This is a genomic window from Flavobacterium sp. (genome assembly GCF_039932285.1).
Classification (GTDB): Bacteria; Bacteroidota; Bacteroidia; order Flavobacteriales; family Flavobacteriaceae; genus Flavobacterium.
Genome location: NZ_JBDTQE010000020.1, coordinates 15,522 through 37,850 on the forward strand (window position 1 = coordinate 15,522; position 22,329 = coordinate 37,850).

The 22,329-nt window shown below is 31.5% G+C and carries 18 protein-coding genes and 1 pseudogene; 2 read left to right on the top strand and 17 right to left on the bottom strand.

Annotation, left to right across the window (positions count from 1 at the left end; all coding sequences use genetic code 11):
* Positions 1 to 1,067 precede the first annotated feature (1,067 nt).
* The 8 genes from rfbA to recR form a co-directional block, all read right to left on the bottom strand.
* Positions 1,068 to 1,940 carry a glucose-1-phosphate thymidylyltransferase RfbA gene (rfbA, locus tag ABI549_RS05725; RefSeq protein WP_348075497.1) on the bottom strand — a complete coding sequence of 291 codons (873 nt, stop codon included), beginning with the start codon at positions 1,938 to 1,940 and terminating at the stop codon, positions 1,068 to 1,070.
* A gap of 83 nt (positions 1,941 to 2,023) precedes the next feature.
* Positions 2,024 to 3,070 carry a dTDP-glucose 4,6-dehydratase gene (gene rfbB / locus ABI549_RS05730; protein WP_348075498.1) on the bottom strand — a complete coding sequence of 349 codons (1,047 nt, stop codon included), beginning with the start codon at positions 3,068 to 3,070 and terminating at the stop codon, positions 2,024 to 2,026.
* A gap of 5 nt (positions 3,071 to 3,075) precedes the next feature.
* Positions 3,076 to 4,452 (bottom strand): nucleotide sugar dehydrogenase, encoded by a 1,377-nt coding sequence (locus tag ABI549_RS05735; protein ID WP_348075499.1) that lies wholly within the window; start codon positions 4,450 to 4,452, stop codon positions 3,076 to 3,078.
* A gap of 30 nt (positions 4,453 to 4,482) precedes the next feature.
* Complete coding sequence (locus ABI549_RS05740) at positions 4,483 to 5,754, bottom strand: nucleotide sugar dehydrogenase (protein WP_348075500.1); 1,272 nt, start codon at positions 5,752 to 5,754, stop codon at positions 4,483 to 4,485.
* Positions 5,755 to 5,770: 16 nt separating this feature from the next.
* Positions 5,771 to 6,751, bottom strand: a complete 981-nt coding sequence (locus ABI549_RS05745; protein WP_348075501.1) for an SDR family oxidoreductase — start codon at positions 6,749 to 6,751, stop codon at positions 5,771 to 5,773.
* Positions 6,752 to 6,754: 3 nt separating this feature from the next.
* Positions 6,755 to 9,205, bottom strand: coding sequence for a polysaccharide biosynthesis tyrosine autokinase (locus ABI549_RS05750; protein WP_348075502.1), 2,451 nt, complete (start codon positions 9,203 to 9,205; stop codon positions 6,755 to 6,757).
* A gap of 9 nt (positions 9,206 to 9,214) precedes the next feature.
* Positions 9,215 to 10,006, bottom strand: coding sequence for a polysaccharide biosynthesis/export family protein (locus ABI549_RS05755; protein WP_348075503.1), 792 nt, complete (start codon positions 10,004 to 10,006; stop codon positions 9,215 to 9,217).
* 74 nt (positions 10,007 to 10,080) lie between these two features.
* The gene (recR, locus tag ABI549_RS05760; RefSeq protein ID WP_348075504.1) at positions 10,081 to 10,701 is read right to left on the bottom strand and encodes a recombination mediator RecR; all 621 of its coding nucleotides are present in this window, start codon (positions 10,699 to 10,701) and stop codon (positions 10,081 to 10,083) included.
* Positions 10,702 to 10,825: 124 nt separating this feature from the next.
* Between recR and ABI549_RS05765 the strand changes: the two genes are divergently transcribed.
* A complete protein-coding gene (locus tag ABI549_RS05765; protein ID WP_348075505.1) occupies positions 10,826 to 12,328 on the top strand; it encodes a sodium:solute symporter in 1,503 nt (500 codons plus the stop codon).
* 120 nt (positions 12,329 to 12,448) lie between these two features.
* On the opposite strand, the gene ABI549_RS05770 is transcribed toward ABI549_RS05765, so the two are convergent.
* The 3 genes from ABI549_RS05770 to ABI549_RS05780 form a co-directional block, all read right to left on the bottom strand.
* Positions 12,449 to 13,057, bottom strand: coding sequence for an HPP family protein (locus tag ABI549_RS05770; protein ID WP_348075506.1), 609 nt, complete (start codon positions 13,055 to 13,057; stop codon positions 12,449 to 12,451).
* A 7-nt stretch (positions 13,058 to 13,064) separates the two neighbouring features.
* Positions 13,065 to 14,342: a chloride channel protein gene (locus ABI549_RS05775; protein ID WP_348075507.1), complete on the bottom strand. Its 1,278-nt coding sequence runs from the start codon at positions 14,340 to 14,342 to the stop codon at positions 13,065 to 13,067.
* Positions 14,343 to 14,476: 134 nt separating this feature from the next.
* On the bottom strand, positions 14,477 to 14,842 hold the full coding sequence (locus tag ABI549_RS05780; RefSeq protein ID WP_348075508.1) for a CoA-binding protein: 366 nt from the start codon (positions 14,840 to 14,842) through the stop codon (positions 14,477 to 14,479).
* A gap of 123 nt (positions 14,843 to 14,965) precedes the next feature.
* On the opposite strand from ABI549_RS05780, the gene ABI549_RS05785 reads away from it, so the two are divergent.
* Positions 14,966 to 15,589, top strand: coding sequence for a MarC family NAAT transporter (locus ABI549_RS05785; RefSeq protein ID WP_348075509.1), 624 nt, complete (start codon positions 14,966 to 14,968; stop codon positions 15,587 to 15,589).
* A gap of 63 nt (positions 15,590 to 15,652) precedes the next feature.
* Here ABI549_RS05785 and ABI549_RS05790 read toward each other — a convergent pair whose 3' ends face one another.
* The 6 genes and pseudogenes from ABI549_RS05790 to ABI549_RS05815 form a co-directional block, all read right to left on the bottom strand.
* Positions 15,653 to 16,588, bottom strand: a complete 936-nt coding sequence (locus tag ABI549_RS05790; RefSeq protein ID WP_348075510.1) for an arginine deiminase-related protein — start codon at positions 16,586 to 16,588, stop codon at positions 15,653 to 15,655.
* Between the two features lie 80 nt (positions 16,589 to 16,668).
* Complete coding sequence (locus ABI549_RS05795) at positions 16,669 to 17,583, bottom strand: arginine deiminase family protein (protein ID WP_348075511.1); 915 nt, start codon at positions 17,581 to 17,583, stop codon at positions 16,669 to 16,671.
* 78 nt (positions 17,584 to 17,661) lie between these two features.
* Positions 17,662 to 18,945, bottom strand: a complete 1,284-nt coding sequence (locus tag ABI549_RS05800) for a citrate synthase (RefSeq protein ID WP_348075512.1) — start codon at positions 18,943 to 18,945, stop codon at positions 17,662 to 17,664.
* 474 nt (positions 18,946 to 19,419) lie between these two features.
* Entirely contained in the window at positions 19,420 to 20,709 is a 1,290-nt protein-coding gene (gene eno / locus ABI549_RS05805; protein ID WP_348075513.1) for a phosphopyruvate hydratase, read from the bottom strand.
* Between the two features lie 88 nt (positions 20,710 to 20,797).
* Positions 20,798 to 21,907 (bottom strand): glutamine-hydrolyzing carbamoyl-phosphate synthase small subunit, encoded by a 1,110-nt coding sequence (gene carA, locus ABI549_RS05810; RefSeq protein WP_348075514.1) that lies wholly within the window; start codon positions 21,905 to 21,907, stop codon positions 20,798 to 20,800.
* Positions 21,908 to 22,171: 264 nt separating this feature from the next.
* Positions 22,172 to 22,329 (bottom strand): annotated as a pseudogene (locus ABI549_RS05815) (50S ribosomal protein L17); the annotation flags it as partial.

Here is a 22,329-nt window from a genome sequence, read left to right on the forward strand (position 1 = left end):
AAGATTTATTATAGAAATATTAAATAGTATCCTAACAAATACCGCCATTTCAAAATATACCACAATCAAAAACAACATAATGGTATTAATATTGAGAATTATAATTTCAGCTCTATTCAATTTATTTTCAATTTCTTCATTTTTACCAAGAGACATAAAATATTTGACTACAATTAAATTACCAATTTGTGCCAATGAATAAGTCAAAAACAAACTACCACAAGTTTTATAAAATTCTACTTTACTTTTATGTAAAACGGAGAGCAAAATAAAAACATAATGATGAAAGATGATTGTTAGAAAAAGTAAGCTGGCAACCCAGTAAACTATTTTCTTAATCTTTATTTCATTTTCATTAAAAGCAAGTAAAAAAATTAAATAAAACAAAGAAGAAATATGAATGGTAGAAGCTATTATTACAAAAAAAACGAATTTTTGATTACAATATTTTTCGTTTCTAAAAACAGAAATAAATCCTTGTAAAACTATAGAAAATGCCAAAAAATTTCGAAAAATAACATATTCTAAAGGAAAGAAAATCCAAAAAAAACAAAAAACTAATAGAGCGGGGAATTTCGAGAAAATATAAAAAAATCTAAAAAGCAAAAGCAAAATACATCCTGAAAGCACTATAAAAAACTCTTGAAAAGACAATCCTATAAATTTCCCGCAGTACATTAAAAAATTATAACCGCCTTCATATTTTAGAAACCCCAATTCTGATATAGAAACGTTGTACATACATTTGTACATACCTAAATCTGCATTGTAATAATTCCAACCAAATAAAACCCAAATAAAAGTAAAGAATAATAATAAAAAAGCCTTAGATTTTTTAAAAAAAAAGGATGAAATCGACAATATAACACTTATAAAAAAAGCAATCATTATGGCTTGAAAATTTATGTTAGAAAAATATATTTTTGTTGAAATTCTACACTATTATTTCAATTTTGCTGTTTTAATTTTCATTTCATATAAAAAATCTATAAAATGATCAAAAACTGACAATTACAAAGTCTTAACTGAATAACCTAAATATAGGTATTGAAAAACTTACAATACCATTATTTAGCAATTTTCCTCAAATAATCTGCATAACTACTTTTTCCTAAATTAGCAGCTGTTGCTGCAAATTCCTCTTTACTTATAAAACCTTTTCTATACGCTACTTCTTCAATACAAGCGATTTTAAGACCCGTACGCTTTTCTACGGCTTTAACAAATTCTGTCGCTTCAGTTAGTGATTCGTGTGTTCCTGTATCTAACCAAGCAAAACCACGACCCATTAGCTGTAAGTTTAGTTTTTTATCCTCAAGATATTCTTGATTTACGGTAGTAATTTCTAATTCTCCACGATGTGAAGGTTTCACATTTTTAGCAATATTCACTACTGAATTTGGGTAAAAATATAAACCTATTACCGCAAAATTAGATTTTGGATGCTCTGGTTTTTCTTCTATACTTAACACTTTTCCGTCATCAGAAAACTCAGCTACTCCGTAACGTTCTGGATCATCGACATAATAACCAAAAACGGTTGCTTCTTTCTTTTCTGTAACAATATTTACCGCATTATTTAATAAGGTTTGTAAACCTGCACCGTAAAAAATATTATCCCCAAGAACCAAACAAACATCATCATCTCCAATAAAATCTTCTCCGAGAATAAATGCTTGTGCTAACCCATCTGGCGAAGGCTGTTCTATATAGGAAAGTGTCAATCCAATTTGACTGCCATCTCCAAACAATCGTTTGAAATTAGGTAGATCTTGTGGTGTTGAAATGATTAAAATTTCTTTTATACCTGCTAACATCAATACTGATAGCGGGTAATAAATCATCGGTTTGTCATATATAGGCAACAATTGCTTAGACACCACTTGTGTTAATGGATGCAATCTTGTTCCTGAACCTCCTGCTAATATTATTCCTTTCATAATTTAAAAAGCTTTAGGCTTTAGGCTTTAGGCTTTAGGCAAAACTTCAAAAAAGCGTATTGCTTAAAGCATATTTCTTAAAGCTATTGATATTGTTTTTCGTAATACTTAGCGTATTCTCCCGAAGTTACATTGTTTAACCAATCTGTATTACTTAAATACCAATCGATAGTTTGTTCTAGACCTTCTTCAAAAGTTACGGTCGGTTTCCAACCCAATTCTTTGTTTATTTTAGAAGCATCAATTGCATAACGCAAATCGTGACCTGGACGATCTTTTACATAAGTGATTAATTTTGAAGATTCTCCTTCCGAACGGTCTAATTTTTCATCCATTACTTTACAAAGCAATTTGACTAAATCAATATTTTTCCATTCGTTAAAACCACCAATATTATAGGTTTCATGATTTTTTCCTTCATGAAAAACCAAATCAATAGCAACGGCATGGTCTTTTACAAAAAGCCAATCACGGGTATAATTTCCGTCACCATATACTGGCAAAGGCTTATTATTGATAATATTATTAATAAACAATGGGATTAGTTTTTCTGGAAAATGATAAGGTCCGTAATTATTAGAACAATTGGTTAATACATAAGGTAAACCATACGTTTCACCATAAGCTCTTACAAAATGATCCGAACTTGCTTTTGATGCTGAATAAGGTGAATTTGGATCATACGCCGTAGTTTCAGTAAATAATCCTTCTTCACCAAGCGAACCATAAACCTCATCTGTTGAAATGTGGTAAAAACGTTTTCCTTCCATATTTCCTTTCCATAGATTCTTGGCTGCATTTAGCAAATTCATAGTACCAATAACATTTGTTTTTACAAATGATATTGGATCTTCGATAGAACGATCTACGTGAGATTCGGCTGCAAGATGCAAAACACCTTCAAATTTATATTTTGCAAACAAATCATTTATAAAGAGTTCATCTACAATATCTCCTTTTACAAAAGTATAATTTGATTCGTTTTCTATATCTTTTATATTCTCTAGGTTTCCTGCATAAGTCAGAGCGTCCAAATTATATATGTGATAATTTGGGTAGTTTTGTACAAAACGTCTAACAACGTGTGAACCTATAAATCCGGCTCCTCCTGTAATTAATATATTTTTCATTTTTTTTATAAATTTGAACTTCCTACTGCAATATAAGTAAATCCTATTTCTATCATCTGTTTTTTGTCTAGAAGATTTCTTCCGTCGAAGACAAACGCCGGTTTTAGCATATTGTCATATATTTTTTTCCAATTGTAAGTGTTAAATTCGTCCCATTCAGTCAAGACAGCTATGGCATGAGATAAATGACAAGCCTCGTATGGATCTTGACTTACTTGTATTAATTTAAGCTGATTTTCATTCAAATCTATTAAATCATCTTTTATTTGTTTTGCAGAAACTTTAGGATCATAAACCGTAATATTTGATTCTTCTGCAATTAGATTCTTAGCAATGTTTATTGCAGCAGATTCTCTTGTATCATTCGTGTCTTTCTTAAAAGCCCAACCCAAAAGTGTAATCTTTTTTCCAGAAACGGTATTATATAAGGTTTGAACAATATTTCTAGAAAAACGATTTTTTTGGTGATCATTCATAATAACTACTTGTTCCCAATAATCCGCAACTTCATGCAAACCATATGATTTTGCTATATAAACTAAGTTTAGAATATCTTTTTGAAAACAAGAACCACCAAAACCTACTGATGCTTTAAGGAATTTTGGTCCAATTCTAGCATCCATTCCAATGGCTTTAGATACTTCCGAAACATCTGCACCCGTTTTTTCGCAAAGTTCTGATATGGCATTTATAGAGGAAACTCTTTGTGCCAAAAAAGCATTGGCTGTTAATTTAGACAATTCCGATGACCAAACATTGGTAGTTAATATTTTTTCCGTAGAAACCCAATTTGAATAAATATCTACCAAAGATTTAATAGCCTCTGAATCTTCACCGCCTATAAGTACTCGGTCAGGATTATGCAAATCTTGCACTGCAGTTCCTTCGGCTAGAAATTCTGGGTTGGATAATATTTGAAACTGAACTCCATTTCCTGTATGATCTAATATATTTTTGATAGCTTCTGCCGTACGAACTGGCAAAGTCGATTTTTCGACAACAATTTTATCTTGTTTAGATACTCTCGCTATTTGACGTGCACACAATTCGATATATTTCAAATCGGCAGCCATTCCTTTTCCTGATCCGTAATTTTTAGTTGGTGTATTGACGGAAATAAAAATTATTTGGGCTTCATCAATCGCTTTATCTACATCTGTCGAAAAAAATAAGTTTCTCCCACGAGCTTCAGCAACCACTGCATCTAATCCTGGTTCGTAAACTGGTAAATTTTCTAAATTAGCATCGTTCCATGCCGCAATTCTCGATTCATTTAAATCTACAACTGTGACTTTTATATTTGGGCATTTTTGCGCAATCACAGCCATAGTAGGGCCTCCCACGTAACCTGCTCCGATACAACAAATTGAATTTATTTTCATTAATGAAATTATTATAAAAATTTTGTAAAATTAAAGCTTTCCATCGACATGATTACCTAAAATCCCTTTAACATCATATAATATTGAATTTTCTTTTTGCAAAGATTTAAAGTCTAAAGACAAAAACTCTTTATGTGCAACACCTAAAACGATGGCATCAAATTTAATTGTTGGCAATTCTCTTGTTGTTTTCAAACTATATTCATGTGAAACTTCTGAAGGATTTACCCATGGATCATATATGCTAACGTTTATTCCGTATTCTTTTAATGACGAAATTACATCTACAATTTTTGTGTTTCTTACATCAGGACAATTTTCCTTGAATGCTATTCCTAGCATGAGCAATTCTGCATTATTGATAGTAATTTCCCTTTTGCTCATAAGTTTGACTACTTGCGAAGCTACATATTCTCCCATACTATCATTAAGTCTTCTCCCTGCCAAAATAATTTCTGGATGGTAACCCATTTCTTGAGCTTTTTGCGCTAAATAATAAGGATCAACTCCTATACAATGTCCTCCAACTAATCCTGGTTTGAATGGTAAAAAATTCCATTTTGTACCAGCTGCTTCTAAAACATCTTGAGTGTCTATTCCTAACACATTAAATATTTTTGCCAATTCGTTTACGAAAGCAATGTTAATATCACGTTGTGAATTTTCAATCACTTTAGCTGCTTCGGCAACTCTAATAGTTGGAGCCAAATGCGTTCCTGCCGTGATTACCGATTTATATAATTCGTTTACTTTTATCCCAATTTCTGGTGTTGATCCTGAAGTTACTTTTAATATTTTTTCGACCGTATGTTCTTTATCTCCTGGATTGATACGTTCTGGCGAATATCCTGCGAAAAAATCGATATTAAATTTTAATCCACTTACTTTTTCTAAAACAGGCACACATTCTTCTTCGGTAACACCCGGATAAACAGTAGATTCGTAGACAACAATATCTCCTTTTTTTAAGACTTTACCTACGGTTTCACTAGACTTATAAAGTGGCGTTAGGTCTGGTTTATTATTTTTATCTACAGGCGTAGGAACTGTAACCACATAATAATTACAGTTTTTAATATCATCAATAGAAATAGAACAGAATAATCCTTTTTCGTTAGTATTTCCTGTTTTTAAAACTGATTGTAATAAGTCTTTACTAATTTCTAAAGTATTATCTAAACCAGAATTAAGTTCGGAAACTCTTTTATTATTGATATCAAAACCTACCACATCATATTTTGTAGCAAATAATCTTGCCAATGGTAAACCTACATATCCTAATCCTATTACGGCTATTTTCATGCTCTTAATCTAGTTATTATTTTAAATTCTCCCAATACCATTTTACAGACTCTTTAAGTCCTTCTTTCATAGAGAATTTTGGGTTATACCCTAAAAGTTTTTTTGCTTTATCTATACTTGCCAACGAATGTGGAATATCTCCTGCACGATTTGGACCATAAATCATTTTTACCTCAGCAATTTTCGAATCAAATTGAGACAATTCTGTTTGTAGATTTTTTATTAAATCATTCAACGTTGTTCTGTCTCCAAAAGCGGTATTAAATACTGTGTTTATTGCGTCTGGATTTTGAGTAAACATAGCCAATTCATTCATTTGAATCACATTGTCTATATAAGTAAAATCGCGAGAATAATTCCCATCTCCATTTATCACTGGGCTTTCATAATTTATGAATTGCTGAACAAATTTTGGGATTACTGCTGCGTAAGCACCTTTTGGGTCTTGTTTTCTTCCAAAAACATTAAAATATCTTAACCCAATGGTTTCTATTCCATACGTTTTACTAAAAATATCGGCATACAATTCGTTTACATATTTTGTAATTGCATAAGGCGAAAGTGGTTTCCCTATAATCTCTTCAACTTTTGGTAAAGATTCAGAATCTCCATAAGTTGATGAACTTGCGGCATATATGAATCTTTTTACATTTGCTTCTTTTGCAGCTGATAACATATTAAGAAATCCAGAAACATTAACATCATTAGTTGTAATTGGATCTATAATGGATCTTGGAACTGAACCTAATGCTGCTTGATGCAACACATAATCGACTCCATTTACAGCTTTTTGACAATCTGAAAAATTACGAATATCTCCTTCAATTAGTCTATAATTAGTGTTGTTTAATAAATGCTCTATATTATGACGATGACCTGTTACAAAATTGTCAAGACAGATAACTTCATGGCCTTTATCTAAAAAATATTCCGATAAATTAGACCCGATAAATCCAGCTCCCCCAGTAATAAGTATTTTAAACTTTTCTGATTGCATTAGTTATTTATTAAATATATTTTTTAATAAATTAGTCATAAAATTAGTTGGTTTTTCAACATCGTGATAACCATTAGAATAATTTCCGTAACCATAACCATAACCATAACCATAGTCGTAACCGTATTTTGCTTTATTTTCGAAGCCATTAAAGACAATACTAATATTACTTAATTCTCCTCTTTTATGTTTATTATTTACTAAACTCAACATTTCTTTTCTTGTTACGTTTTGTCTAACTATATATAATGTTGCATCACAATAAGGTGTAAGTTCCATTGCATCAGAAACTAATCCCACTGGAGGTGTATCTAGGATAATATAATCATATTTTAACTTTAACTCATCTATCATTTCTTTCATACTTTCTCCCTGTATTAACTCTCCAGGATTTGGAGGAACAGGGCCTGAAGGAATAAAATCTAAAAAAGGAATTAACGTTTTGTGAGTAATTTCATCTAGAGTTTTTTGACCTATTAGATAGTTTACAACTCCAACAGTATTTTCTACATGAAAATCTTGAAAAATCTTAGGTTTTCTTAAATCTAATCCTACAATAACTGTTTTCTTTTCGCTTAATGCAAAAATGGTAGCTATATTTATAGAACAAAATGTTTTTCCTTCACCACTAATAGACGAAGTTATCATTAATGTTTTTGCTCCTGCTTGCTGTTTCTTATACAAAAACTGCAATGATGATCTAACTGCTCTAAAACTTTCTGCTAATGCTGATTTTGGTTTTTCAAAAACTGCTAAATTATTTTTTGCTGTTTTTTTACCTACGACTCCCAGGATAGGAATTTTAGTCATTTTAGTTATATCATCAGTATTTTTAATTGTGCTATCTAAAATAGTAACACTAAAAACCATAATTAGTGGAACTAGAAGTCCTAAAAACAATGCCAAAATATAATTTATATTAGTTTTTGGTCCTAATAAACCTCCACCTGTATCTTTTGCTGGATCTATAAATTGTATATCCGATAAATTTGCCGCTCTAACAATATCGGCTTCACTTCTTTTTTCAAGAAATGAATTATAAACATTTTTGTTTAAATCGTATTTCCTATTAATTTTCACTAACTCTTGCTGTTGTTCCGGCAGTTTTCTTATAGAGTTTTCGGCAAGAGCAATTTTTTTATTGACGTTATTTAAATCATATTGTATTGCTCCTTTTGCAGAAGAAATATTTTCTAACAAAACATTTCTCAAAGCATCCATCTGACTATCAAAATCTTTAAATTTCTTATCGTTTTTAACAGCATAAGACATCTCTGACCGCTCAGCTGATAAAGTAGTTAATTTAGATACATTTAATACAATATTGGGATCATCTATACCTGCTACTGACGGTGCTGGAAGTTTAGAATAATCTACACTATTTATTAGATATGCCTTTAGGGTATTATAATAAGCAATTTTTCTTTCTATTAAATCTTTTTCAAGATCAAGATCACTTACTTTTTCAGTGATTTTTGCCCCACCCATTTCAACTTCAAAAATATTTTTATCCTTACTGAAGTTTTTTAGTTCATCTTCAGTGTTTTTTAATTGACCTTCCATAGATACCAAGGTACTATCGATAAACCGAATTGTATTTGTTGCAAATTGATTCTTATCTCTCAGCTGCCTATTAATCAGTGTCTTGATTGTACCGTTAAGATAGTCGACCATCCTAGATTTATTTGTACCTTGCAAATTAAGTATCAAAATCGCACCACCTTTAGCATCGGTTTCTATTTCAATAGCCGTAAAATCTTTAACAGTTTGATTAAAATTTGCAAATCTTACTAAATGACTAGAACCTTCGTAGATTCCTGGATTGCTTGTTAATTGGAGTTTCCAATGTAAAAAAGGCAATGAAACTTGTTCCCCTATTTTATATCTCTTTTTAAATTCTCCAACAGGAACATTTGTTTTACTAGCAATTTCTGTAGTATAATTCAATAATGCAACACTAGATTCTTCAAAATTTATTGAAATCTCATATTCGTTTGGAGTTATAAACTTTATATTAATTAACTGCTCTGTTAGTTGCGGAAGATTTTTATCAATATTTACATAAAAAGGAACTTCTCCGTAAGCATCTTCGAGATTGTATTTACCCTGTCTTAAATATTCAATATAATAATTTAAATCTCTAACAACCATTTCGTTATGAGAACGAGATTTTATAGTTGTCATAAGTGTTTGCACCTGATCTGATGTGCCACCCCAATTAAAAACCAAACTTGTATTTGCTGTAAAAAAAGGGTTATTCTCTTCCTTATAAGCGATTGTTGTAGAAACTCCGTAAATCTTTTGTTTTCTTACATTTATCTGATATGCAATCGTAAAAGCTATAATTAAACTTATTAAAAACCAGCTCCAATGTCCAAGTATTTTTGTAAAAAAAGCCTTGAAATCGAAATTATTTTGAGTCTCAAAAAATGAAAAATCTTTAGTATCAAGCATTATTGTGAGTTATTTTTTTAACAATAAAAATATCGTTAACAGCAATGAAACAGATGACAATATTGTTGTAAATGATTGTAAACCATTTGTTCCTGTTCCCCATGATTTTTGTTTCAGCGGTTTTATATAGATAAAATCATTTGGCTGTATATAATAATAAGGTGATTTTAACGCATCACTACTTGTTAAATCTATAGTATGCATTTCGGTTCCGTTAGGATATTGTCTAACAACCATAACATCTTTTCTATTCCCTGTAATTGTTATATCTCCACAATTTGCAATAGCTTCAAGAATAGTAACTTTGTCTTGAAAAAGTACTTTTGTCCCCGGACTAACAACCTCACCGTTTACAGTATAACGCATACCTGCTAACTTTACTGTCACAAAAATATCTGCCGATTTATTAAAATACTCTTCCAATAGCTGCTTTTCAATTTTTAATCTAATTTCGTCTAATGTTAATCCAATTACATTTACAATACCTAAAACAGGTACGCGAATATCTCCATGATCATTCACAGAAAACCCATCAAAATAAAGTGCATCTGAAGTATTTATTTGTGCACCAGGTACAACTGCCGTATTAAACATTTCTACCAGTTTCTGATCTAATGCTTTTATTCTAATACTCAAAACATCATTTACTTGTGCTCGATAAGGTTTTAAAACTACTGGTGTTATAGCTTGTTCTTGATTCGAATTATTTTTATTTTGAAGGTAAAGCAAATCTTTATTTGGTATGCAAGAAGCAAACAAAAAAAGAACTGCAAAAACACAAAATCTATATATTTTATTCATTTGGAAACACAATTTTGGAAACAAATATAGTTTTTCATTTGGTAAAATAAAACCCTATATACTTTTTAATTCAATTAATTATTTTTAAAAGAATTTTCAAAAGGAATTCTGTTTAGAATACTTCGTCCAAGCGTGACTTCATCTGCATATTCTAGCTCATCGCCTACTGAAATTCCTCTAGCAATTGACGAAGTAATTATCTCACAATCTTTTATTTGTTTGTAAATATAAAAATTTGTGGTATCACCTTCCATTGTTGAACTTAACGCAAAAATAAGCTCGCTAATATTTCCGGATTTTACCTTTTCTACCAATGATGATATATTTAACTGGCTTGGACCAACACCATCAATAGGCGATATTTTTCCTCCTAAAACATGATAAATCCCTCTAAACTGGCCTGTGTTTTCAATAGCCATAACATCACGAACATCTTCTACCGCACAAACAATTTGATGGTTTCTATTGTGATTGGAACAAATTTCACACACAGCAACATCTGAAATATTGTGACAATTTGTACAAAACCTAATTTCCTCACGCATAGTAAGTAACGATTGTGCCAAAAAACCTGTTCTTTCTTTGGGTTGTTTTAGCAAATGTAAAACCAATCGCAAAGCAGTTCTCTTACCAATTCCTGGCAATTGAGCCATTTCATTTACTGCTTTTTCTAATAATTTAGATGAAAATTCCATGATGCAAAAGTAAGCATTTTGTTTATTTGGTTATGCGTTTATTCGTTAGTTTGATGGAATTTGTAAATAACCAAATAACCGATTAAACATTTTTTTGTATTTTGCGACAAATAAAACCACTACAATGACACCTTTTGCCATCCTATCACTTATCATAGTTTACTTCGGAATCTTATTTTTTATCTCCCACGTTGTGAGTAAAAAAGATAGCGGGAACGATGCTTTTTTTAAAGCCAATAAAAACTCAAAATGGTATCTGGTTGCTTTCGGAATGATAGGAACAGCATTGTCTGGTGTAACTTTTATTTCGGTTCCAGGCGAAGTAGGAAATCCTGATTTACAATTCAAATATTTCCAGTTTGTATTAGGAAACGCGATTGGATTTATCATCATTGCAAAAGTATTGCTTCCGTTGTATTATCGAATGAATTTGACATCTATTTACGGATATATCGAGCAACGATTGGGTATTGTGAGTTATAAAACTGCCGCAACCATTTTCTTGATAAGTCGCACGATTGGTTCTTCTTTTAGATTATATCTTGTTGTTATCGTTTTGCAGCGTTATGTTTTTGATTATTATGGAATTCCATTTGCATTTACTGTAATGATGTCATTATTATTAATTTTTGCTTACACCTATCGTGGTGGACTAAAAACCATTATTATTACAGATACTTTACAAACTTTTTTCTTAGTTTCATCGGTATTTCTGACCATATTTTTTATTTGTAGAAGTTTAGATTTTAATGTTTTTACCGCTTTTGAAGAAGTAAAAAACAGCAATTATTCTAAAATATTTTTCTTTGATGATTACAATAAAGGCAACTATTTCTGGAAACAAATTTTAGGTGGAATTTTTGTAACTATTGCTATGGTTGGACTAGATCAGGATTTGATGCAAAAGAATTTGAGTTGCAAAAACATTGGCGAAGCACAAAAAAACATGTTTACTTTTACAGCAATTTTTGTAATTATTAATATTTTCTTTCTAAGCGTTGGAGCTTTATTGTATTTGTATGCCGAGAAAAACGGAATTGCCGTTCCTAATGATTTAATTACAGGGAAACCAAGAACCGATTTGTTATTTCCCGAAATCGCATTTCATCATTTGAGTATTGTTCCCGCAGTTGTTTTTTTACTCGGACTTACAGCCGCAACATTTGCCACTACCGATTCTGCTCTAACTGCCTTAACCACTTCGTTTTGTGTCGATTTTTTAGGAATGGATAAAACCGAAAACTTAAACAAACCTAATATTGTAAGAACACGCCATTTGGTTCATATCGGGTTTTCATTTTTGATGTTTTTAGTGATTATCGTTTTCAATTCATTAAACGACAAATCTGTAGTCACCATGATATTTAAAGTAGCCAGTTATACTTACGGGCCACTTTTAGGACTCTATACTTTTGGATTATTTATGAAGAAAAAAACGGTTCACGATAAACTGGTTCCTTTTATTTGCGTTATTTCTCCATTAATCTGTTTTTTTATTAGCTCCAACTCAGCAATATTATTTGGCGATTATGTGATAGATAATGAACTCATAATCATAAATGGATTGATTACGTTTATTGGATTACTATTAATTAGTAAACCTGCGACAAGAGAAACAAGGTTTTAGAGAATACATTTAAACAGATATTCTTGCGATTTTAATTTAAAACTAAAAAAGTTAGTACAGATTAGGAGTAGCAATTCTTACTTTCAGTCTCGGATGCACGAATAGTCCTGAAAAATTTAATTACTTCTTTAAATATTTAGGGAAAAAGGGGATTCGTTTTCTAATAATTCCAAATTTTTTGTGAACAGGATATTGTCTGTTCGAAGTTATATTGTTAAAAATAATAGCCATTAAAAGCAAGATCAATACACCACTCAAGACTGGGTTGAGCACATAAAAGTATCCCATTTTTTTTATTGCAGCCGATCCTGTAATTGCAATTAATGCAGTTGCTCCTCCTGGCGGATGAAGAGTTTTAGTAATTTGCATAAAAACGATAGATAATGAAACTGCAAGAGGTGCTGAAATCCACAGAATATCAGGAATTATTTTCTGTACTGATACACCAATAATTGCAGAAACTAGATGTCCACCTATTAAATTTCGAGGTTGCGCTAAAGGACTTTGTATAACACCATAAACTAAAACACTAGACGCTCCAAATGATCCTATAAGAAAAACAATATCCGAACTGGGTAATGTTTGAGACTGTAAATAAGCTATAATTCCTATTCCAAAAAACGAGCCAATAAATGACCAAAAATGTTCCGTAAAATCAATTAAAGTTTCTTTATATAAAATATATTTTGTTTTTCTGTAGCCCTTCTTTATTTTATGAACTGATGACATGCTCAATTTATTTAGCAATATTTAAAGTATAGCTATAAACAGTATACGGATACATATATTTTGCTGTATATTTTGAAATTAAACAAACCATCAGTATCGGAACAAATAATGTATAATCATTTACCAAACTACAAACCAAAAACAAAGCTGTAAATGGAGCATGAATACTAGCGCTTAGCAATGCTGCCATACCAATTATAATAAAATTAATTGGCAATACATTTGCATTAAAAAATGTATTAAGAAAAGTTGCTACAAAAAAACCTAAAAAAGCACCAATAACTAAACTTGGCGCAAAAACCCCTCCATCTCCACCAGAAGATAATGTTACAGATGTAACTATTGGTTTAAATATTAAAACACCAAGAATTGAAAGAAAAAATTTAAATGTAAAATTATCATTAGAGTGTAAGAATATTTCCTTTACTCCGTGATAACCATCACCATATAATATTGGTAAGACTAAAATAGAACTACCAATAATAAAAGTTGCAATAAAAATTTTATTATAAATTTTATTAATTTTAAGAAATTGAGATTTAAAAAACAACACAGATTTAGTAAGAAAAACAGAATTAATTCCTGCTAATACACCTAAAATAATAAAATATGGGATAGCATAAGTATTCCACATACTTATTTTAACAGTAAATAATGTTGGTTCATCTAGAACATAAACTAACATTGAAGCTACACAGACTGCAATGATATTTGTAAGCAATAAAGCCTTATTTATTTTTCTTGAGATAACTTCTATCGAAAATAAAACCCCTGCTATTGGACTAGCAAACAAAGCTGTAATTCCTGCAGCAATACCTGCACACATTAATTGTGTTTTATATTTTCGTAAAAAATTAGTTTTTTGTTGAGCCAATGAACCTATTGTTGCCGACGCCACTACTGTAGAAACTTCAATACCCGTTGATCCCCCAAAGATAACAGTAAAGAATCCATTTATAAAATGAGACGGAATTTTGTAAGCTGGTAGGTTTTTAGATGAAATTTTAGTACAATCAAATATTTCTTTAATTCCTTTATTCTCCTTATTTTTAAACAAATACTTACGTAAAAAGTAAATAATAGTTAATCCTATTAATGGAAATAAAAAATAATAAAAATGAAAATGAAAAGCTCTTAATAAAAAAATACTCTCATAATATTCTGTGATTTTTTTTAGAGAAATTGCTAAAAATGATGATAAAAATCCAATTAGTACAGAGACTAGAACTAATTTTTGAAATACAATAAATTGGTATGTTTTTTTAATTTTAATGAATCTTGACATAGTTTTTAAATATTGAATTACAAAAATAGTTTAATAATTCGTTGAAGTATTAATATTTAAGTATTAAAAAAAGAAAAAAACACAAAGAAACTTGATTCTATATTAGTTAACTTAACTTTATTTTACTTAATAATTTAATACTGATTCGTAGCTAATAAAACCAAAGTACAAGCTTCTTCAACTTTGATCCCGTTTGCTTTTAGCAACTGATAAAACTCAGGATTTTCAGTTCCTGGATTAAAAACTACCCGCTTGGGTTTAGTTTCTAAAATATAATTGTAATAATCGCGCTGACGTGCTGGATTAAGGTAAAGTGTTACGGTATGAATATTGGCCAACGGAATATTTTTTGTTCTAATATTTATTCCTGCAACTTCTCCTGTATTTTGACCTATTGCCATTACCGAATGCCCTTTTTCGACTAACATCGTTATGGCCTTAAAAGCATATCTATCTGGTTTTGTTGAAGCACCAAGTACTAATGTTTTTTTATTACTCATTATATATATTTTTTACAAAAGTACTCAAAATTGTGGCTTTCACTAAAAATATATACCTTTATACTTTATTGATGTTTTCGTAATGACTCAAAAAATCTAAATATTTACCTTTACAAAAAAACAATGGAATTATTTATCTATCTCTTCTTCGCCTTATTTTCTGTACTAAACCCAATAGGAACAATTCCCATTTTTGTAGGACTTACGCAACACGACGAGAAAAAAGAACGTTCTAGAATCTCTCTTTGGACATCGATAAATGTTTGTATTATTTTGATTATTTCCTTTTTTGTAGGTCAATATATTCTTTCCTTTTTTGGGATTACTATAAATGCATTGCGAATTACAGGTGGAATTATCATTGCGAGTTCTGGTTTCTCTTTGCTTTCTGGAAAATTCAGCAAGAAAAGAGGTATTGGCAAAAAAGTACAAACTGATGTGGAAAATAGAAATGATATTGCACTAACTCCTCTTGCAATGCCTATGCTTGCAGGACCAGGATCTATATCGTTACTTATTGCTTTTTACCAAGAACACCACTCGATAAACGAAATGATTATTTCATCAGCAGCAATAATAGCTATTTCAATTATTATTTATATGGTACTAAGAAGTGCTCATTATTTATCAAAAATACTAGGAGCATCGGGTATTGTTGCAATTTCTAGAATTATTGGTTTCTTGACTATTGCTATTGGAATTCAGTATATTATTAGTTCTATATTAAGTATTGTGAGAGGAATATAAAAATAATTATAAATTACGAATTACGAAAAAATCATAATTCGTAATTTAAAACTCTTAATTTATTTATTCCTTTGGCAAGAAAATTTCCGCCATCATACAGCGTGCACTTCCGCCGCCACAAGCTTCGATAGTATCTAAACTTGAGCTAAGAATTGTAATATGTTCTTCTAGTTGTGCAACTTGTTTTTTAGTTAAACTTTTGTGCGCCGATGCACTCATAATCAGATAACGACGTTCGTCTGCTCCTTGTAATTCGAGCATATTTCCGGCAAAATTATTCATTTGATCTTCTGTGATTAGAATAATTTCTTTTCCATCACCTTTCAAACTATCCAGAACCATTTTTCGTTCTTTTTTATCATCAATACAATCAGCACAAATAACGGCAAAAGTATCGGCAACACACATCATGACATTGGTATGATAAATCAATTTTCGTTCGGTTCCTACTGTTTGAAAAGCTTCAAAAATAACTGGTGTGTATTCGAAATCTTCACAAAATTCGATAAACAATTCTTCATCTGCACGAGGCGATAATGCACAATAAGCTTTGTCATTTTCTCTGTCTAAAACAATACTTCCTGTTCCTTCTAAGAAAAAACCGTCTTCTTCTGCCGAAGAATAATCCATAATTTCATTCACCACAAAACCTTTGTCTTCAAGAATGTCTAAAATTTCTTCGCGACGCTCTAATCTTCTGTTTTCGGCAAACATAGGATATAAAGCTACATCTCCATCTTCGTGAAAAGAAATCCAATTGTTTGGAAAAATAGAATCTGGCGTACTTGGTTCTAGTCTATCATCGACCACAGTAACATCTACACCAACCATTCGTAGTTTATTCACAAAAGTGTCAAATTCTTCTTGTGCTTTGGTATTTACAGTTTCTGGCGACAAGCCATCTATTACTTTTTGGTAATAATTATTTACAGCTGTTTGCTCGTTCATACGAAACGCCACTGGGCGAATCATGAGTATGGAATTTGTAGTTTGCTTCATTTTTATATTTTGTTTAAAAGTTTAAAGTTTAAGGTTTAAAATCATCTAAATAACTTTAACCCTTATACTTTAAACAGAATCTAGTCTCTAATTAATGGTAAAGTTGAGCAACGCAACAAACCTTCTTGTTTGGCAATTTCTGCATACGGAATTTCTTCAACAGTAAATCCGTTTTCACGAAGCCAAGTATTTAATCTTGTAAAATTTTTCTCTGAAACTACAACATCTGGCGCGATAGAAAACACATTCGAATTCATATTATACATCTCGTCTCGAGTAATATGAAACAGGTTTTCTTTGCCAAAAAGATTTACCAGAAACATATAATCTGCTTCTTCACGGAAACCACTTTTGTAAATAATTCCTTTGCTTTTCCCTACTGGTTGAAAACAACAATCTAAATGCAAAGCATTATCATGCGCTTCAATTTTAGATTTTACAAGATCGAATTCTTTCACAATTTTATTTGGAAATAAATTTTTAATATAATTTACACCTTCCATATTTGTGCGTGCAGTAATGTAGTCTTTATAGTCTGAACCTTTGTAAGTTCCTATAAAAATATAATCGTTGTACAACATGACATCACCTCCTTCAATATGTACTTCTTCTGGAGGACGAACCACTTTTGATGGATTCATTTGATTAATAACATACTGAATTGCGTCTAATTCTCTTTCTCTATCAGGCAAAATATTGGCCTTGATAAAAATATCGTCTATTACAAAACCTATATCACGAGTGAATATTTGGTTGTAATTTTCTATCATTTCAGGGCGATATACTTTGACATCATACTTTTGAAAAACTTGATTAAAAGCCTCCATTTCGTTTACCATATCAGCTTCAACTGGATAAGTTCCTGCTAAAATATGTTCTAGCGATTTGGGATCATAAGCTTCATCTACTGTTGGCGTTGGCCCATTATTTATTGCAGATCCTAATACAACCGCTCTTAATCTTGAAGATTCGTTTTTTACATTTAATTGTAACATAAATTGGCTTTTGACTTGTAGCAAATATAAAAAAAGCTTCCCGATTAAGAGAAGCTTTTCGTTTAAATTATTAAGTAATTATCGTTTTTCTACAGAAATAAAATCTCTTAATGGATGTCCTGTGTAAACTTGACGAGGACGACCAATAGGCTCTTTGTTTTCACGCATTTCTTTCCATTGTGCTATCCAACCTGGAAGACGACCAATTGCAAATAATACGGTAAACATATCTGTAGGAATTCCTAATGCTCTGTATATGATTCCTGAATAGAAATCGACATTTGGATATAATTTTCTTGACACAAAATAATCATCTACCAAAGCTGACTCTTCTAGTTTTTTTGCAATTTGAAGAATTGGGTCATCAACACCTAGTGTTCTTAAAACTTCGTCTGCTGCTTTTTTGATGATTTTTGCTCTTGGGTCAAAATTTTTGTACACTCTATGTCCGAATCCCATCAAACGGAATGGATCATCTTTGTCTTTTGCTTTTGCTAAATATTTCTCAGCATCTCCACCATCTTTCTGAATATCTTCTAACATTTCAAGCACCGCTTGGTTTGCACCACCGTGAAGTGGCCCCCAAAGTGCTGAAACTCCTGCAGATATTGAAGCAAACAATCCTGCATGAGAGGACCCTACCATTCTTACTGTTGACGTAGAACAGTTTTGCTCATGATCTGCGTGCAATATGAATAATTTATCTAATGCTGCTACTACCACTGGATTTGAAGCATAAGGCCCCGTAGGTAATTTGAACATTAACTGCATGAAATTTTCTACATATCCTATTGTATTATCATAATAATTTAGAGGATAACCCATACTTTTTCTAAATGTCCACGTGGCAAGAACTAGAAATTTAGCCATCGTTTTACAAACAGCTTCGTACATTTCTTTTTCATTCTCCACATTAACTACTTTTGGATTAAAAGCCGTTAACGCACTTGTTAACGAAGACAAAACACCCATTGGATGTGCTGTTTTAGGAAAACCATCGATGATGCTTTTCATTTCTTCGTTTACCAAAGTATATTTGCGAATATTGTTTTCAAAATGGGCTAATTCAGATTTTGTAGGTAATTCACCAAAAATAACCAAATATGAAACTTCAAGAAAATTAGCTTTATCAGCTAAATCTTCGATTGAATATCCTCTGTAACGAAGAATTCCTTCTTCTCCGTCTAGGAATGTTATTTCTGACTTACAAACTCCTGAGTTTTTGTAACCTGGATCCATTGTAATGACTCCTGTTAGATCTCTTAGTTTGCTAATATCTATAGCTACTTCGTTTTCACTTCCTTTTATTGTTGGGAATTCGTACTTTTTGCCATCAATTTCTATTGTTGCTGTATTTGACATAATATAATTTGGGAATTTATCTAAAATATTTAATTTAACAAAGCTATGAAATTCCTTACTAAATAAAAAAGATTTACGGTAACGTTTTCGTTAAATAAATGATAAAAATGATTTTATTTTGAAAATGACGGTTTGATTTAAGTCATTTGAGGATATTTACATTAAACAAGTAATCAAATTAATACTTTTTTGAACCATATAAGACATATAAGTTCATTTAATTTATGAATAGAAAATAATTAATACTACACCTGACAGGTTTTTAAAACCTGTCAGGTGTAGTATTAAATTCAATTTCTTATTAACTGTTACTCTCTAGCCCCGATTGAAGCGGAAAGCTACGAAATGAAAAAAACTAATTTTTCTTGCAACAACAGAGCGACCAGAGGAAGCTCCTGTTGTTGTTTAGAAAAATAGTTTTTTTGAATGAGTACTTGAAGCGGAAAGCGGGAACAGCTTCAAATTACAATAACTTTATTTTTTGAATGCTCTTACGCCTGGAAAATAGGCTACTTCGTTTAATTCCTCTTCGATGCGCAATAACTGGTTGTATTTTGCCATACGGTCAGATCGAGAAGCAGAACCTGTTTTTATTTGTCCGCAGTTTAGCGCTACTGCTAGATCGGCAATCGTATTGTCTTCGGTTTCGCCAGAACGGTGTGACATTACTGATGTATATCCTGCATTGTGCGCCATATTTACTGCCGCAATCGTTTCTGTTAATGTTCCGATTTGGTTTACTTTTACCAAGATAGAATTTGCAATTCCTTCACTGATTCCTCTTGATAAACGTGTTACATTGGTTACAAATAAATCATCACCAACGAGTTGTGTTTTGTGACCAATTTTTTCGGTTAGGTATTTCCAACCTTTCCAATCGTCTTCGTACATTCCGTCTTCGATAGAAATAATTGGATATTTTGAAGCCAATTCGGCTAAATAATCTGCTTGTGCTTCTGATGTTCTGATTTTTCCTGTTGGTCCTTCAAATTTTGTATAATCGTATTTTCCGTCTACATAAAACTCTGAAGCTGCACAATCTAATGCAATCATAATATCATCACCAAAAGTATATCCTGCGCTTTCGACTGCTTTTTTGATTGTATCTAAAGCATCTTCGGTTCCGCCAGCTAAATTAGGCGCAAAACCTCCTTCATCACCTACTGCTGTAGACAAATCACGATCGTGTAATACTTTCTTTAAATGGTGGAAAATTTCCGTTCCCATTTGCATGGCTTGTGTAAAAGAAGTCGCTTTTACTGGTATAATCATAAATTCTTGAAAGGCGATAGGCGCATCAGAATGTGAACCACCATTGATTATATTCATCATTGGCACTGGTAATGTATGGGCAGAAACTCCTCCAATATATCTGTATAATGGCAATCCTAATTCGTTTGCTGCTGCTTTTGCTGCTGCTAAAGAAACACCAAGAATGGCATTTGCTCCTAGATTTGATTTGTTAGGCGTTCCGTCTAAATCAATCATCATTTTATCGATTAGATTTTGTTCGAAAACTGAAGTTCCTAACAATTCTGCTGCGATTTTTGTATTTACATTTTCAACAGCTTTTAAAACTCCTTTTCCTAGATAAGCTTTTCCGCCATCACGCAATTCCATTGCTTCGTGTTCGCCAGTTGACGCTCCAGATGGAACTGCAGCGCGTCCTAAAACACCATTTTCGGTTACTACATCTACTTCGATAGTTGGATTTCCTCTTGAATCGAAAATTTGTCTTGCGTGAATTTTGATAATTATGCTCATTATATTTATTTTAAATGTTGAATTACAAATATATTCTAACTTTTAGATTGATTTTAATAAAATCACTAATCTTATTAACGATAACGTTTTAGTTTTTTGAAAGTTTTATATTTTCGATAAAATCATCAAACAAATAACTAGAATCATGTGGCCCAGGACTTGCTTCTGGATGGTATTGTACCGAAAAACAGTTTTTCCCTTTCATACGCATTCCTGCAACAGTACCGTCATTGATATGTAAATGGGTGATTTCTAAATCAGGGTGATTGTCTAATTCTTCTTTATTGACCGCAAATCCGTGATTCTGAGAAGTGATTTCTCCTTTACCTGTTACTAGATTTTTCACCGGATGATTTATTCCTCTATGTCCGTTGAACATTTTATAAGTTGACACTCCGTTTGCCAAAGCTATGACTTGATGTCCCAAACAGATACCGAAAAGCGGGTTGTTGTTTGAAATGATTTCTTTTGCAACCGAAATGGCACTTTCTAAAGGATCTGGATCACCAGGTCCATTAGATAAGAAATAACCGTCTGGACTAAAGCCTTTCAATTCTTGATAAGTTGCATTGTATGGAAATACTTTTACATAACAATCTCTTTTGGCAAGATTGCGAAGTATGTTGGTTTTTATCCCTAAATCTAAAGCTGAGATTTTATATTTTGCATTTTCATCTCCATAAAAATAAGGAGTTGTAGTAGATACTTTTGAAGCCAATTCTAATCCTTTCATGTCTGGGATAAGTGCTAATTGCTTTTTAAGTTCTTCGATTGAAGTTCCGTCGGTAGAAATCACCGAATTCATAGCTCCGTTATCACGAATGTAACTCACAAGAGCTCGAGTATCTACATCTGAGATACAAACTAAATTTTGTTTTTTGAAATAATCAAATAGATTACTTTCAGAATTTGGACGGGAATGAAAATCTGAAAAATTCTTGCAAACTAAACCTGAAATCATGATTTTATTTGATTCTATTTCGTCTCCATTAACACCATAGTTTCCTATATGTGCATTAGTAGCTACCATGATTTGTCCGAAATAAGATGGATCGGTAAATATTTCTTGGTAGCCTGTTGTTCCTGTATTGAAACATACTTCTCCGAATGTGGTTCCACTAATTCCGATAGATTTTCCATGAAAGATGGTTCCGTCGCTTAGTAATAAAATTGCTGGTTGTTTTGTCGTGTGTTGCATTGTATTGTTTAGTTGTGATGCAAAAATAAAGTTTTTTTATTAAATTGATAGAATCGATTAAGGAAATATAATTTCCAAGTATTCTAATATTTTACTCTTTAGCCCTGATGAAGTGAAAATCCTCGTCTCGTTTTTTTTTAACGAGATGAGATTGTAACGACAGCAGGAATATGATTTACTGATAAAAACCGAACTATTCGCTCCAAAAAAAAAAGGATAAACTAGTAAAAGTTTATCCTTAATATTTATGAACTAAATGTCATATTATTCTGCACTATCAGTAGTTTCTTCAGTAGTGTCAGCTGGAGCTTCAGCAGTTGGTTCAGCTTTTTTAGCTTTTCCACCACGACGGCTTTTAGTTTTCACTTCTTCTTTTTTACCACCGTTGTATAGTTCGTTGAAATCTACTAATTCGATCATTG

What these genes read in the sequence shown, in the direction of transcription:
- rfbA (WP_348075497.1), bottom strand. Translation starts at nt 1,940, where the DNA reads ATGAAAGGAATAATATTAGCAGGAGGTTCAGGAACAAGATTGCATCCA.
- rfbB (WP_348075498.1), bottom strand. Translation starts at nt 3,070, where the DNA reads ATGAAAAATATATTAATTACAGGAGGAGCCGGATTTATAGGTTCACAC.
- ABI549_RS05735 (WP_348075499.1), bottom strand. Translation starts at nt 4,452, where the DNA reads ATGAAAATAAATTCAATTTGTTGTATCGGAGCAGGTTACGTGGGAGGC.
- ABI549_RS05740 (WP_348075500.1), bottom strand. Translation starts at nt 5,754, where the DNA reads ATGAAAATAGCCGTAATAGGATTAGGATATGTAGGTTTACCATTGGCA.
- ABI549_RS05745 (WP_348075501.1), bottom strand. Translation starts at nt 6,751, where the DNA reads ATGCAATCAGAAAAGTTTAAAATACTTATTACTGGGGGAGCTGGATTT.
- ABI549_RS05750 (WP_348075502.1), bottom strand. Translation starts at nt 9,205, where the DNA reads ATGCTTGATACTAAAGATTTTTCATTTTTTGAGACTCAAAATAATTTC.
- ABI549_RS05755 (WP_348075503.1), bottom strand. Translation starts at nt 10,006, where the DNA reads ATGAATAAAATATATAGATTTTGTGTTTTTGCAGTTCTTTTTTTGTTT.
- recR (WP_348075504.1), bottom strand. Translation starts at nt 10,701, where the DNA reads ATGGAATTTTCATCTAAATTATTAGAAAAAGCAGTAAATGAAATGGCT.
- ABI549_RS05765 (WP_348075505.1), top strand. Translation starts at nt 10,826, where the DNA reads ATGACACCTTTTGCCATCCTATCACTTATCATAGTTTACTTCGGAATC.
- ABI549_RS05770 (WP_348075506.1), bottom strand. Translation starts at nt 13,057, where the DNA reads ATGTCATCAGTTCATAAAATAAAGAAGGGCTACAGAAAAACAAAATAT.
- ABI549_RS05775 (WP_348075507.1), bottom strand. Translation starts at nt 14,342, where the DNA reads ATGTCAAGATTCATTAAAATTAAAAAAACATACCAATTTATTGTATTT.
- ABI549_RS05780 (WP_348075508.1), bottom strand. Translation starts at nt 14,842, where the DNA reads ATGAGTAATAAAAAAACATTAGTACTTGGTGCTTCAACAAAACCAGAT.
- ABI549_RS05785 (WP_348075509.1), top strand. Translation starts at nt 14,966, where the DNA reads ATGGAATTATTTATCTATCTCTTCTTCGCCTTATTTTCTGTACTAAAC.
- ABI549_RS05790 (WP_348075510.1), bottom strand. Translation starts at nt 16,588, where the DNA reads ATGAAGCAAACTACAAATTCCATACTCATGATTCGCCCAGTGGCGTTT.
- ABI549_RS05795 (WP_348075511.1), bottom strand. Translation starts at nt 17,583, where the DNA reads ATGTTACAATTAAATGTAAAAAACGAATCTTCAAGATTAAGAGCGGTT.
- ABI549_RS05800 (WP_348075512.1), bottom strand. Translation starts at nt 18,945, where the DNA reads ATGTCAAATACAGCAACAATAGAAATTGATGGCAAAAAGTACGAATTC.
- eno (WP_348075513.1), bottom strand. Translation starts at nt 20,709, where the DNA reads ATGAGCATAATTATCAAAATTCACGCAAGACAAATTTTCGATTCAAGA.
- carA (WP_348075514.1), bottom strand. Translation starts at nt 21,907, where the DNA reads ATGCAACACACGACAAAACAACCAGCAATTTTATTACTAAGCGACGGA.